General features: G+C 71.5%; 13 protein-coding genes. 7 read left to right on the forward strand and 6 right to left on the reverse strand.

All coding sequences use genetic code 11. From position 1 onward, the window contains the following. The first annotated feature begins 20 nt into the window (after positions 1 to 20). Both BLV76_RS02960 and BLV76_RS02965 read left to right on the forward strand, forming a co-directional pair. Positions 21 to 854 (forward strand): SDR family NAD(P)-dependent oxidoreductase, encoded by an 834-nt coding sequence (locus BLV76_RS02960; RefSeq protein WP_090967791.1) that lies wholly within the window; start codon positions 21 to 23, stop codon positions 852 to 854. Between the two features lie 212 nt (positions 855 to 1,066). Further along, positions 1,067 to 1,627: a ribonuclease FAU-1 family protein gene (locus BLV76_RS02965; protein WP_090967792.1), complete on the forward strand. Its 561-nt coding sequence runs from the start codon at positions 1,067 to 1,069 to the stop codon at positions 1,625 to 1,627. Here the strand turns inward: BLV76_RS02965 and BLV76_RS02970 are convergent. Further along, positions 1,602 to 3,005 (reverse strand): threonine/serine exporter family protein, encoded by a 1,404-nt coding sequence (locus BLV76_RS02970; protein WP_245734519.1) that lies wholly within the window; start codon positions 3,003 to 3,005, stop codon positions 1,602 to 1,604. The two genes, BLV76_RS02965 and BLV76_RS02970, sit on opposite strands and share 26 nt — an antisense overlap. Before the next feature lie 80 nt (positions 3,006 to 3,085). On the opposite strand from BLV76_RS02970, the gene BLV76_RS02975 reads away from it, so the two are divergent. Both BLV76_RS02975 and BLV76_RS02980 read left to right on the forward strand, forming a co-directional pair. Further along, on the forward strand, positions 3,086 to 4,231 hold the full coding sequence (locus tag BLV76_RS02975) for a glutamate--cysteine ligase (protein WP_090972259.1): 1,146 nt from the start codon (positions 3,086 to 3,088) through the stop codon (positions 4,229 to 4,231). An 87-nt stretch (positions 4,232 to 4,318) separates the two neighbouring features. Next, positions 4,319 to 5,722: a WS/DGAT/MGAT family O-acyltransferase gene (locus tag BLV76_RS02980; RefSeq protein WP_090967793.1), complete on the forward strand. Its 1,404-nt coding sequence runs from the start codon at positions 4,319 to 4,321 to the stop codon at positions 5,720 to 5,722. An 18-nt stretch (positions 5,723 to 5,740) separates the two neighbouring features. On the opposite strand, the gene BLV76_RS02985 is transcribed toward BLV76_RS02980, so the two are convergent. Continuing rightward, positions 5,741 to 6,964 carry a site-specific DNA-methyltransferase gene (locus BLV76_RS02985; RefSeq protein WP_090967794.1) on the reverse strand — a complete coding sequence of 408 codons (1,224 nt, stop codon included), beginning with the start codon at positions 6,962 to 6,964 and terminating at the stop codon, positions 5,741 to 5,743. 102 nt (positions 6,965 to 7,066) lie between these two features. Between BLV76_RS02985 and BLV76_RS02990 the strand changes: the two genes are divergently transcribed. Then, positions 7,067 to 8,515, forward strand: a complete 1,449-nt coding sequence (locus tag BLV76_RS02990; RefSeq protein WP_090967795.1) for a phosphodiester glycosidase family protein — start codon at positions 7,067 to 7,069, stop codon at positions 8,513 to 8,515. A gap of 4 nt (positions 8,516 to 8,519) precedes the next feature. On the opposite strand, the gene BLV76_RS02995 is transcribed toward BLV76_RS02990, so the two are convergent. Beyond that, positions 8,520 to 9,128 carry a hypothetical protein gene (locus BLV76_RS02995; protein ID WP_090967796.1) on the reverse strand — a complete coding sequence of 203 codons (609 nt, stop codon included), beginning with the start codon at positions 9,126 to 9,128 and terminating at the stop codon, positions 8,520 to 8,522. A 67-nt stretch (positions 9,129 to 9,195) separates the two neighbouring features. Between BLV76_RS02995 and BLV76_RS03000 the strand changes: the two genes are divergently transcribed. Then, entirely contained in the window at positions 9,196 to 10,185 is a 990-nt protein-coding gene (locus tag BLV76_RS03000; RefSeq protein ID WP_090972261.1) for a GTP pyrophosphokinase, read from the forward strand. A 35-nt stretch (positions 10,186 to 10,220) separates the two neighbouring features. Continuing rightward, on the forward strand, positions 10,221 to 11,360 hold the full coding sequence (locus tag BLV76_RS03005) for a calcium:cation antiporter (RefSeq protein ID WP_090967797.1): 1,140 nt from the start codon (positions 10,221 to 10,223) through the stop codon (positions 11,358 to 11,360). Positions 11,361 to 11,539: 179 nt separating this feature from the next. Here the strand turns inward: BLV76_RS03005 and BLV76_RS03010 are convergent, their stop codons facing one another. The 3 genes from BLV76_RS03010 to BLV76_RS03020 are packed head-to-tail and all read right to left on the reverse strand — an operon-like array spanning position 11,540 to position 13,295. Beyond that, the gene (locus BLV76_RS03010; protein WP_090967798.1) at positions 11,540 to 12,346 is read right to left on the reverse strand and encodes an ABC transporter substrate-binding protein; all 807 of its coding nucleotides are present in this window, start codon (positions 12,344 to 12,346) and stop codon (positions 11,540 to 11,542) included. A gap of 3 nt (positions 12,347 to 12,349) precedes the next feature. Then, the gene (locus tag BLV76_RS03015; RefSeq protein WP_056906137.1) at positions 12,350 to 12,946 is read right to left on the reverse strand and encodes a GTP-binding protein; all 597 of its coding nucleotides are present in this window, start codon (positions 12,944 to 12,946) and stop codon (positions 12,350 to 12,352) included. Then, entirely contained in the window at positions 12,927 to 13,295 is a 369-nt protein-coding gene (locus BLV76_RS03020; RefSeq protein ID WP_090967800.1) for a DUF742 domain-containing protein, read from the reverse strand. Before BLV76_RS03020 ends, BLV76_RS03015 begins: the two co-directional genes overlap by 20 nt. Positions 13,296 to 13,308 lie beyond the last annotated feature (13 nt).

Below are 13,308 nucleotides of genomic sequence, written 5' to 3' on the forward strand. Positions count from 1 at the left end.
TCCGAGTTACAGTCGGACCCATGAGCCTCAGGACCGTCTCCGACAAGGTCGTCGTCATCTCGGGCGCGGGGTCCGGCATCGGCCGGGCACTCGCCCTGCGCGCCGCCCGCGGTGGTGCGCTCCTCGCGCTGTCCGACTGGAATCCCGAGGGCCTGGCCGAGACCGTCCGGCTGGCCGAGCAGGCCGGCGCGACCAAGGTGCGCCACGACGTCGTCGACGTCTCCTCGCGCGCGGCCATGGCCGCCTGGGCGGAGGGCGTCGTCGAGCAGTTCGGCCGGGTCGACCTCGTCGTCAACAACGCCGGGGTGACGCTGACCGGCGACTTCACCGAGCTCACCTACGACGACCTCGACTGGATCGTCGGGGTCAACTTCGACGGCGTCGTCCACGGCTCCAAGGAGTTCCTCCCCCACCTCATCGCCTCGGGCAACGGAGCACTGGTCAACGTCTCCTCGCTGTTCGGGCTGGTGTCGGTCCCCGGGCAGTCGGCCTACAACGCCACGAAGTACGCCGTCCGCGGGCTCACCGAGGCGATCCGCGAGGAGATGCTGGTGGCGGGCCACCCGGTCACCGTGACCTGCGTGCACCCCGGCGGCATCCGCACCGGGATCAGCCGCAACGGGCGCAAGGCCGCCGGTCTCGACGGCAGCGCGATCGACGCGCTCTTCGAGAACAAGCTCGCCAAGATGTCCCCCGACCGCGCCGCCGAGATCATCCTCGACGGGGCACTGAAGGGGAAGGCGCGCGTGCTCGTCGGCCTCGACGCCCACGCGATCCACCACTTCGCCAAGCTCGCCGGCTCGCGCTACCAGGACGTCGTCGCACGCGTGACGTCGCGGATGCCCCTCCGCTGACCGGGCACTTCGTCCCCGTCCCAGCCGCCGACCGGGAGCTTCGTCCCCGTCCCAGCCGCCGACCGGGCGCTTCGTCCCCGTCCCAGCCGCCGACCGGGCGCTTCGTCCCCGTCCTTCGCGATGAAGTGCCCGGTCACCGCGCCTGACAGGGACCAAGTGCCCGGTCACCGCGCCTGACGGGGACGGAGTGCCCGGTCATCTAGGTTGAGGCCATGGAGCCCGGGACCCCGATCCGTGTCGAGATGACGAAGTGGGGCGACCGGCCCCACTGGGAGTTCGACGGGATCTACCTCGGTGCGGACGAGCACGGCGAGTGGCTGGGGTTCCCCGAGGGGACGCTCAACCGCCGCCCCGGGCACGAGTTCGTGTCCTCCGTCGACGCCGTGACGCTGGTGACCGCGGACGGCTGGTACGTCCCGACGTTCCAGGCGCCGGGCATCTGGTGCGACGTCTACATCGACGTCTCGACCCCGGCGAGGTGGGACGGCGACGTGCTGCGGGCGGTCGACCTCGACCTCGACGTGATCCGGATGTCGCCCGAACCCCTGGAGTCGCCGGCCGACTGGATGGCGGGGCCGGGCGAGACCTTCATCGACGACGAGGACGAGTTCCTCGAGCACCAGGCGGCCTTCGGCTACCCCGCCGACGTCGTCGCCGCCGCGCGCTCGGCCGCCGACCGGCTCGTGCCGCTCGTGCGCGCCCACGCAGCGCCGTACGACGGATCCCACCAGCGGTGGCTCGACGCGCTCAACGCCCGGAGAGACCGTCCCTGACCTTGCGCAGCGCCTTGCGCTCGGCGCGGGTCATCGCCCGGTAGGGCCCGACCAGGCGGGGTCCCGACAGCCGGCTCTCCAGCCTGCGCGCCTCCCGCTTCAGCGGCTGGGCGACGTACTCCCCCAGGATCACGCCGGAGGCCAGCGCGATCGCGACCGAGATCGCGGTCATCAGCGCCAGGATGCCCTGGGAGATCAGGTAGCCGCCGTCGGCGAGCCAGGTGAGGCCGCGGTAGATCGACAGTCCCGGCAGGAACGGCACGATCGCGGGCACCGCGACCACGAGCGGCGGCACCCGGACCCGGCCGGCGGCGGCGTAGGCCACGAGGCCGATGAAGAACGCCGACGCGCCGGCGGCCGCGACCCGGCCGAAGCCGTTGAGGGAGACCAGCTGGCCGATGAGCGCGGCCAGCGCGGTGATGACGGCGATCGGCAGCACGGCGCGGCGAGGGGCGTACGACGCGACGCTGAACGCCGCGGCGGAGACGGCCGCGCCGACGAGGATCGTCGGCAGGTCGGAGTACTCCCGGCCGAGCTGTCCGGGCACCAGCGTGCCGAGCTCGAGGCCGACGCCGTTGGCGACCGAGATGCCGAGGGCGACCCCGGCGATGATGCCCGCGGTGGCCATCATCGCCTCGATGAGGCGCGCGCTGGAGGTCAGGTAGAAGCCGGTGAGCGCGTCCTGGACGGCACCCATCAGGCCGATGCCGGCGAGCAGCATGATGATGTTGGCGGTCACGACCAGCGAGGGATCGACGTCGATCGGGGACGCCGCCACGGCAGCGGCGATCAGGGTCGCGATCGCCCCGCCGGCGACCTGGAGGTAGAAGAACGGCAGTCGGCGACGGGCCAGTGCCATCTGCACGCGGTCGATCAACGCGGCCGCCACGGCGGCCACGGCGGAGACCACGACGCCACCGCCGAGGAACACGCCGACCGCGGCCGCCATCACGGCCCACGCGATCGTCACGGCCCATCGCGGGAACGCGTGGCCGAGCGAGACGATCGTCGCCATCCGCGACCGCGCGAGGTAGAGGTCGGCCTGGTCGGTGAGGACGTCGCGGACGAGGTGGTCGACCGCGGTGAGGTCCTCGTAGTCGATGTCGCGCTGCTGCACGTGCCGCATCATCAGCACGGGTACGTCGTCGGGCGAGCGCTGGAAGCTCATCGAGAGCGCGGTGAAGGTGACGTCGACCTCGGCCGCGCGGAGGCCGAAGTGGTCGGCCACCGACCGCATGGTCGCGGTGACGTCGGCGGCCCCTGCGCCGGACGACAGGAGCATCTCGCCGATGCGCAGGCAGAGGTCCATCGTCAAGTGGGCCTCGCGGGCCAGCTCTGCGGCCCGCTCCTGCTCGGTCTGGTCCTCCTGCTCGTCCACCGGCCCATGGTGGCACCGGGCCGGCGACGGACGTCACAAGGGTGATCCGTCGTGTCGCCGGCACCCCTAGGGTGGTCGGCATGCGCATCGACTTCCACGCGTCGCCGCAGCCGACCCTCGGCGTGGAGTGGGAGTTCGCGCTCGTCGACCGGGTCAGCCGCGACCTGCGCAGCGTCGCCTCCGAGGTGCACGACCTCGCAGGTGGCCGACTCGCCGACCCGGCCCGCCTGCACAAGGAGCTCCTGCGCAACACCGTCGAGGTGGTCACCGGGATCTGCGACACGGTCGGCGAGGCGATGACCGACCTGGCCGACACGCTCGCGGTCGTCGTGCCCGCTGCCCAGGAGGTCGGCGTCGACCTCCTCGGTGCCGGGTCGCACCCCTTCGCCGACTGGTCGATGCAGCAGCTCACCGACGGCCACCGCTACGCCGAGCTCATCAACCGCACGCAGTGGTGGGGCCGCCAGATGCTGATCTGGGGCGTGCACGTCCACGTCGGGATGCCCGAGCGCGACCGGGTGATGCCGGTCCTGGCCTCCATGCTCACGACGTACCCCCACCTCCTCGCCCTCTCGGCGAGCTCGCCGATCTGGGCGGGCCAGGACACCGGCTACGCCTCCAACCGGGCGCTGATGTTCCAGCAGCTGCCGACCGCCGGGCTGCCCTTCGCCTTCGACACCTGGGCCGAGTTCGAGAAGTGCATCGGCGACCAGACCACGACCGGCATCATCGACTCGATGTCCGACGTGCGCTGGGACCTCCGGCCCGCGCCCCACCTCGGCACCCTCGAGAACCGGGTGTGCGACGGCATGTCCGACATCCGCGAGGTCGCGGCGATGACCGCGCTCGTGCACTGCCTGGTCGTCGACCTCGACACCCGGCTGGCGGCCGGCGAGGTCCTGCCGACGATGCCGCCGTGGCAGGTGCAGGAGAACAAGTGGCGTGCCGCGCGCTACGGCCTCGACGCGATCGTCATCCTCGACGACGCCAACCGGGAGCGGCTGGTGACGGAGGACCTCGACGACCTCCTGGAGCGCCTCACGCCCGTGGCGAAGCGCCTCGACTGCGAGGCCGAGCTGCGGACCGTGGCCGAGATCCCGCGGCGCGGCGCGTCGTACCAGCGACAGCGCACGGTCGCGCGCGAGTCGGGCGGCGACCTGATCGCGGTCGTCGACGCGCTGGTCACCGAGCTCACCGACTCGCTGTCCGACGCGCGCGCGACCTGACGCGCCGGACACCTCCTTGTGGCGGTCGTCGCAGGGCGAGAGGATGCGCGGACTGCCCTCGAGCCGAGGGGGCCGGAGGAGGATCCCGTGGTCAACCCGATCGACCCGACGGCGACCGGCTTCCTGCTGGCCGAGAACCGCAACATGCCGATGCACGTCGGCGGCCTCCAGCTCTTCGAGAAGCCGGAGGGTGCGGGGCGCGGGTTCGCTCGCGAGATGTACGAGCAGATGAGCAACGTCGAGGAGATCGCACCGCTCTTCCTCAAGCACCCGCACCGCTCGGCGCGCACGGCCGGCCAGCTCGTCTGGCAGCCCGACGAGCAGTTCGACATCGAGCACCACGTCCGCCACAGCGCGCTCCCCCGGCCCGGTCGCGTCCGCGAGCTCCTCGACCTCTGCTCGCGGCTGCACGGCACCCGCCTCGCGTGGGAGCGGCCGCTGTGGGAGGCGACGATCATCGAGGGCCTGCGCGACGGGCGGGTCGCGATGTACACCAAGACCCACCACGCCCTCGTCGACGGCGTCTCGGCCATGCGGCTGCTCGCGAGCGTCCTCTCGACCGACCCCGACGAGCGCAACATGCCCGCCCCCTGGGCGATGCGGCCGCGCGCGCCGCGGGAGGAGCCGGTGAGCGACGGCGGTGCCTCCCTGGCCGACATCTCGGCCAGCACGGTGCGTACGGCGCTCGCGCTGGCGTCCGAGGCCGCCGGGATGCCCGGTGCGCTGATCCGCACCCTCAACAAGTCGGTGCGCAACGAGACCTCCGCGCTGTCGCTCTACGCCCCGCGCACGATGCTCAACCAGAACATCACCGGGTCACGCCGCTTCGCCGCCCAGGACTGGCCGGTCGAGCGGCTGCGCGACGTCGGCAGGGCGACCGGGACGACGATCAACGACGTCGTGCTCGCCATGGTCAGCGGCGCGATGCGGACCTACCTCGCCGACCTCGACGCGCTGCCCGAGACCTCGCTGATCTCGATGGTGCCGGTCGGCCTCAACGCCAAGCAGTCGCATCTCGCCTCCGGCGACGGCGGCAACGCGGTCGGGGCCGTGATGGTGCAGCTCGGCACCCACCTCGCCGACCCCGCCGACCGCCTCTCCGCCATCCACCGGTCGATGAAGGACGGCAAGGAGAGCCTCTCGGCGATGACGCCGGCGCAGATCCTCGCCATGAGCGCCCTCGGCCAGGCACCCGCGATCCTCGGTCCGGTCCTCCGGATGCAGGGCATCGTCCGCCCGCCCTACAACCTCATCGTCAGCAACGTCCCCGGCCCGCGGACGACGCACTACTGGAACGGCGCGAGGCTCGTCGGGACCTACCCGCTCTCGATCCCGATCAACGGCATGGCGCTCAACATCACCTGCACGTCCTACGACGGCAAGATGGCCTTCGGGCTCACCGGCTGCCGTCGCACGGTGCCCCACCTCCAGGTGCTGCTGCAGTACCTCGACGACGAGCTGGCGGCGCTGGAGAAGGCCGCCGGGGTCTAGCGCGGCCCCTGTCTGGATTCACCGGATATCCGGTGACTCCCGGACCACCTCGAGCCCGCCGCCGAGCCGGTCGGCGACGGCGGTGAGCCGGGCCACCGTGATGTCGGCGACGGTGGCGAGGCCGGCGGCGTGGGCGTTGGAGCCCTCGCGGGTCGGCTCGGTGGAGTTGACGCTGATGCAGCGGCGGGTGCCGCCGTCGGCGAGGTTGGCGAGCGCGACGGCGTGGCCGGTGGTGCCGCTGCCGGCGAAGGGGTCCAGCACGACGACGTCGTCGGGCAGGGTCGCGAGGATCCGGCGGACCAGGCCGGTCGGCTTGGGCGACTCGAAGACGTGGCCCACGAGCGCCTTGAGCTCGGCGACGGCGGAGTCGGTGGAGCCGATCTCCTCGGCGAGCCAGATCGTGCGCAGCTTCTTGCGCCGGCCGCCCTCGCGGTGGAGCCAGTCGCGCTGGAAGATGTCGGCGCGCTCACCGCCGCGGCCGCGGATCACCCGGCACTCCAGGTCGTCGGGCCGCTCGTCGACCTTGCGCTGCGACCAGCGCCAGACCGCCGCGCGCCCGTCGCCGAAGACCGGCGCGAGGGCGAGGGCACCGTCGAACGCGGTCGTCGACACGCGACCGGTCACCGGGTCGCCGTACAGCTCGAAGTGCAGGGTCGGCGCGGTGCCGGGGTTGAACTTCTTGTTGGTGTTGCGCAGCGGCAGGTAGCGGAAGCGTCGCCCGTCGTCGGTGGTCAGCGGGAAGTCGCCCTCGTCGACCGCCTCCGTCGTGCTGGCGTCGACCGCGCAGCCCGGGAGGTGGCGGGCGTAGGCCAGGACGTACTCGTGGCTGGTCGCGAACCCGCGCCCGAGCTGGCGGCCCTTCGGGTTGAGGTTGACCACGACCTGCGCCATGAAGTTGGCCTCGCCGAAGACCTCGTCCATCAGCAGCCGCAGGTGCGCGACCTCGTTGTCGTCGATGCTGACGAACACCGCGCCGTGCGCGGCCAGCACGTCGCGGACGGCGAGCAGCCGCGGCCGCATCATCGCCGTCCACGCTGCGTGCCGGCCGGCGTACCGGTCGGGGTGCGAGCCGTCGCGGAAGCGGTCGGCGTAGGCGAAGTCGTTGCCGGTGTTGTAGGGCGGGTCGGCGTAGACGACGTCGACCGATCCGGGCGCCAGGCGGGGCAGCACGTCGAGGTTGTCGCCGGCGTGGAAGGTGTTCCACGGCTGCCCCGGGAGGGGGTACGACGACGAGGCGGGCACGCCCGCAGCCTAGGGCGTCACCGTCGGGGCGCCGGATCACGTTTCGGGAGCGTCGGTCCCAATATTCCCACCAGTCCCATAGCGTCCTTTACTCTGGAGCGCGTGCCTGACCTCGCCCGCAGCCCACGGTCCCGCAAGGCCGCCGCCACGTCCGCCCGCAGCCGCGCCCTGACGCTGGCCACGGCGGGCGTCCTCGTCACGGGACTCGCCGTCACGGCGGGCATCGGTCCGTCGGCCGCCGACGACCGGTCGGCAGGATCGGCCGTCGGCCGGTCCTCCCTCGGTGCGCAGGGCGCGAGCGGCTACCGGGGTCGCGACCAGACGTCCGACGGCAAGCCCGGGACCGTCGTCGGCCCGCCCGTCAACGCCCGGGTGGCGCCGAAGCTCAAGAACGACGTGACCTACGAGATCGCTCCCGGCGTCACGCTGCGCCAGTGGGACCAGGTCGACGGCCGCCAGCCGGTGGGCCAGGTCCACATGAACCTGGTCTCGGTCAGCCTCGACGCCCCGAACCTCAGCTTCGAGTCGCTCTCCCCCACCTACGTGACCAACCGCCGCAAGGTGAGCGAGTTCGGCGCCATGAACCAGGCGCTGGTCGCGGTCAACGGCGACTTCTTCGACATCGGCAGGACCGACGCCCCGCTCGGCGTCACCATCGACCAGAAGCGCGGCATCCTCGGCGGCTCGCGCGACGGCTGGATCCCGGGCGTGAACTCGACGCTGTGGTTCGACGACTCCGGCCCGCACGTCAGCCCGCTCAGCCTCCAGTACACGATCCGGCAGCGGAAGGCGTGGACGGTCAGCGGCATCAACCACCCCTCGATCCCGCCCGGGCAGATCGGCGTCTACACCTCCGACTGGCACCGCACCTCGGGCTACGAGGTGACCGCCGGCAAGAAGCGCGCCCGCGAGGTGATCGTCCGCAAGAACAAGGTCATCTCGAACCGGCCGAAGCTGTCGGACGGCAAGAAGATCGGCACGAAGGACCGGGTGCTGATCGGCACCGGGCCGATGGCCGCCAAGCTCGCGACGCTCAAGAAGGGCAAGCGGATCACGCTGTCCAAGCGCATCGAGGGCGGCCGGCCCAGGGTCGCGATCAGCGGCGACCGCGCCCTGCTGGTCAACGGCGTACGCACCGTCATCAACAACACGATCGCGCACCCGCGCACCGCCGTGGGCATCGACGCCGACGGCCGCAAGCTGCTCATCCTCGTGGTCGACGGTCGCTCCACGGTCAGCCGCGGCTACACGATGGTCGAGCTCGCCAACGTCATGACGGCGCTCGGCGCGGAGAACGCGATCAACCTCGACGGCGGCGGCTCGTCCGCGATGTTCACCCGCGACGGCGCGGGCAACATGGGCATCGTCAACGTCCCCTCGGACGGTGGCGAGCGGCTCGTCGCGAACTCGTTCGGGGTCGTCTACTCGGGCCCCTACGTGCCGGTCGTCCCGGTCCTGCCGACGACCCCGACGGCGTCACCGACCACCCTGCCTCCGACCACGCCGCCGACCTCGGTGCCGCCGACCACCCCGCCGCCCTCGAAGGGCTGACGGATCAGGCGTTCGGCGCCGCGAACACCACGACGTAGGTCACCGGGGCGAGGCACTGGATGTTGCTCTTGGGCAGCTTCGGCAGGACGGTGAAGCCGGCCTCACCTGCGTCGATCGCGACCGACCGCGGCGGCTCGCACCCCACGGCCGCGACGTTGGCGTAGGTGGTCGAGCCGGGGTTGGCGCTCGTCGTCTCGGTGATCAGCGAGGTCACCGTGTCGGCGAAGCCGGACTCCAGGCCCGAGATCGAGACGAAGTCACCGATCGCCTGCTCCGTGTCGACGGCGAACGCCATCTCCGACGCCGTGCCGCCCGCGTCGGTCTGGCTGACCAGCTGGGCCTCGGTGACGCCGGCGGAGCCGATGGCCCCGATCGGGACCGAGGAGCCGCTGCCCGACTCGGGCACCTCGCTGGTCGGCGACTCGGACGGCGTGTCCGAGGGCGTCTCCGACGGGGTGTCGCTCGGCGTGCTCGTTGAGCCGGCCGGGTCGGTGGCGGTGTCGTCGCCGCCGTCGGATCCGCAGGCCGACAGACCGGCGGCGAGCGCGAGACCGGCGACGAGGGCGGCGGCGGGACGGTGGCGGCGCAGTCCGCGACAGGATGACGTCTTCATGGTGGTTCGACGATAACCGGGACCGGACGGCTCCCGGCGGAGGCTGGTGCTCTGGCAGGCTGGCGTCATGAGCGAGCAGGAGCCGGTCCGCGAGGCGGTGAGGGCGTACGCCGCCCGCCAGCCGCAGCTGGTGGCCGCGACAGGTGCGTGGGTGACGCTGGTGCGCACGCTCCTCGACGACGCAGGCATCGACTACCTCAGCGTCACCGGGCGCACCAAGAGCGTGGCGTCCTTCGCCGCCAAGGCCAACCGGGCCGAGGGTGGGGGTCCGCTCTACCGCGACCCGCTCGAGGAGATCACCGACCAGATCGGCGTCCGCGTCATCACCTACGTCCACAGCGACGTCGCCGCCGTGGCCGAGCTGCTCGACGACGAGCTCACCATCCTCGACGACCGCGACCTCGGCGAGGAGATGGCCCGGTCGGGCCGCTTCGGCTACGCCAGCCGGCACCTGCTCGTCCGTGGCAACGACGGCGACGAGGAGCACGGGGAGCTCGCCGGCGAGCGGGCCAGCATCCAGCTGCGCACCGTGCTGCAGCACGCGTGGGCGGAGTTCGAGCACGACATCCGCTACAAGGGCAACGTCCCCGAGGACGCCGCCGCCGACCTCGACCGTCGCTTCACCCTCGCCGCGGGCCTGATCGAGCTCGCCGACCGCGAGTTCTCCACGATCCGGCGCAGGATCCAGGCCGCAGCACCGGGCAGCACGTCCGAGGGCGAGGCCGACCACATCGTCGGCCAGGAGCTCGCGACCTTCCTCGCCGGCCACTACAGCGACGCCGGCTGGTCGCACACCGACCACTACGACTGGATCGCCGGCCTGCTCGCCCAGCTCGGCATCGACACCGTCGACGACCTCGCCGACCTGCTCACCTCCGTCGACGCCGACGCCGTGATCCGGCGGATGGGCTACCGCTACCCCGCGGGAGCCGTACGCCGTCTCGACGACGCGCTGCTGGCGATCTTCGGGGAGCAGTACGTCACCCTCGACGGCAACAGCCACCGCGTCCCGCTCCTGCGCGCGCGCCTCGAGAAGCTGACGACCCCCGAGACCTGAGGGCCGCCTTCAGGAACTCCCCATAGGGTTGCCTTATGAGCAGGCCATCCTGGACGACCGTCGCCCCCATCCTGGCCCTCGTGGTGCTCGTCCCGGCCTGGTTTGCGCACCCCGAGAGCCCGATCCTGCTGGGGCTCCTCGCCCTCCTGCTGGTCGGCGCGGTCCTCGCCGCCGTCCACCACGCCGAGGTCGTCGCCCACCGGGTCGGCGAGCCCTACGGGTCGCTGGTGCTCGCGGTCGCGGTCACGATCATCGAGGTCGGCCTGATCGTCACGCTCATGGTGACCGCCGACAAGGACGCCTCCGGCCTGGCCCGCGACACCGTCTTCGCCGCCGTGATGATCACCGTCAACGGCATCGTCGGCATCTCCCTGCTCGTCGGTGCGCTCAAGCACCACCTCGCCGTGTTCAACCCCGAGGGCACCGGGGCCGCGCTGGCCACCGTCATCTCGCTGGCGGTGCTGTGCCTGGTCATCCCCTCGGTGACGACGTCGCAGCCCGGCCCGGAGTTCACCGGCGCCCAGCTGGCGTTCGCCGCGATCGCCTCGCTCGCGCTCTACGGGATGTTCGTCTTCACCCAGACGATCCGGCACCGCGACTTCTTCCTGCCGGTGGAGCAGGGCCAGCACACCCCGACCGTGATGTCCTCCGGCGGCGGCGACTCCTTCGAGCACGAGCCGGTCGACCTCGACGAGGACGGCCACGCCGACCCGCCGACCAACCGTGCCGCCCTGGCCAGCCTCGGCCTGCTCGTCGTCTCGCTCGTCGCGGTGGTCGGGCTCGCCAAGATCGAGTCGCCGGCCATCGAGTCCGGAGTCGCCGCGCTCGGCTTCCCGCAGGCCGTGGTCGGCGTGGTCATCGCCCTGCTCGTCCTCGCGCCGGAGACGATCGCCGCCGTGCGCGCGGCGGCCCGCAACCGCGTCCAGGTCAGCCTCAACCTCGCCCTCGGCTCGGCGATGGCCTCGATCGGGCTCACCATCCCCGCCATCGCCATTGCCAGCATCTGGCTCGACGGGCCCCTCGAGCTCGGCCTCAACCAGCTCCAGACGGTCCTGCTCCTGCTGACCGCCGCGGTGGCCATCCTCACCGTGGTCCCGGGACGCACCAAGCCGCTCCAGGGCGGCGTGCACCTCGTGCTCCTCGCGTCGTTCCTGTTCCTGACGATCGCGCCGTAGCCCGACTTCCCGCGCCGTCTGTAGCGGTGCGTGAGCCACATTCCCGACGCCGCGAACGTGGCTCACTCACCGCCATCCCGGCAGACACGCCCGACAACGCAGACGAGCGGTGACCCAGCCACATCCCGCACGCGCAGGATGTGGCTGGACCACCGCTCGAAGCAGCAATCGGTGTGCGATCAGCCGAAGTACTTCTTGTAGATCTTGTCGTAGGTGCCGTCGTCGCGGAGCTCGGCCAGCGTGCCGTTGATCGAGCGGAGGAGCGGCACGTTGCCGTCCTTCTTGACCGCCATGCCGTACTGCTCACCGGTGTCGAACTCGCGGGCCAGCTTGAGGGTGCGGTTCTGCGCGACGAACTCGCCGGACACGGTGTTGTCGAGCATCGCGGCGTCGATCTCGCCGGCGTTGAGCGCGGCCTGGAGGCCCGCCGCGTCGTCGAAGGTGACGACCTCGGTGGACTCCGGGGCGTAGTCGCTCATGAACGTCTCGCCGGTCGTCTCCTTCTGCACGCCGACCCGCTGGCCGGCCAGGCCCTCCAGCGTGTCGGTGCCCGAGCCGCGCGGCGTGATCAGCGCCTGCTTGGCGTCGAAGTACGGGCTGGAGAAGTCGAGCACGCGGGCGCGCTCGCCGGTGATGGTCATCGCGGAGACGGCCACGTCGCAGACGTCGTTGTTGAGCGAGTCGCCCGAGGTGATGTCGTCGAAGTCCACGTCGATGACGTCGAGGTCGACCTCCAGCGCGTCGGCGACCTGCTGGGCCAGGTCGACGTCGAAGCCGACGAGCTTGCCCTTCTGCTCGTAGACGAACGGCGCGTAGGGGCTGTCGGTGCACACCGTCAGCGCGCCCTTGAAGACCAGGGACACGTCGCTGAGCGAGTCGGCCGACTGGCCGCTGGCGCTGCCGCCGCACGCGCTGAGCGTGAGCAGCAGGGCTGCGGAGGAGAGCGCGGCACCGACGACGCGGGCGCGTGGAGTGGAACGGGTCATCGATCAGTTCGCATTCACGGTGAGCGACTCGCGCAGTCGCATGAGGGCGTATTCGGTGATCTTCACGAGCGCACCCTTGGCCTGCTCGCGGTCGCGGGCGTCGAGGCTGATGATCGGGACGTCGGCGGGCAGGGCCAGCGCGGCGGCGATCTCCTCGGCGGGGTAGCGCGGGACGCCGTCGAACTCGTTGACGGCGACGATGAACGGGATGCCCTTGGACTCGAAGTAGTCCAGCGGCGAGAAGGACTCGTCGAGGCGGGCGACGTCGACCAGCACGATGGCGCCGATGGCGCCGCGGCACAGGTCGTCCCACATGAACCAGAAACGGCGCTGGCCGGGCGTGCCGAAGAGGTAGAGGACCAGGTCCTCCGCCAGCGTCAGCCGGCCGAAGTCCATGGCCACCGTGGTGGTGGCCTTGGTGGGCACGGCGGCGAGATCGTCGACGCCCTCGGACTCGTTGGTGACGAGTGCCTCGGTGCGCAGCGGGTCGATCTCCGAGACGGCGCCGACGAGCGTCGACTTGCCGACGCCGAAGCCGCCGGCAATGACGATCTTCGTCGACGCAGCCGCGCGCTGTGCCTTAGTAGTTTCGAAGTCCACGGAGGGTCCTTTCGATGAGCTCCAGACGCTCATCTGTCGACGTCTTCTCGGTGATGGTGGCCTGGATCCTGATCAAGCCCTGCTCGATGAGGTCACCCAGCAGCACCCGGGTGACGCCGATCGGCATCTTGGTCAGGGCCGAGACCTCGGCCACGGAACGGCGGTCGCAGACCTCGAGAACCTGCGCGGCGGAAGGGGTGAGTACGGGCGCCTCTGCACCAGCCTGGAGGCGCAGCGTGGCCTCCATGGCCAGGTCGACGGACGTGGCCGTCCGACCTGAGGTGATGGTGTAGGAGCGGATCAGACGCGGGGTGTACCCGTCGTCCTCAGGCTCGATTGGCGGCGTCATGGCACGGAGCCGG

Source organism: Nocardioides exalbidus (genome assembly GCF_900105585.1).
In the GTDB taxonomy this organism is placed as follows: domain Bacteria; phylum Actinomycetota; class Actinomycetes; order Propionibacteriales; family Nocardioidaceae; genus Nocardioides; species Nocardioides exalbidus.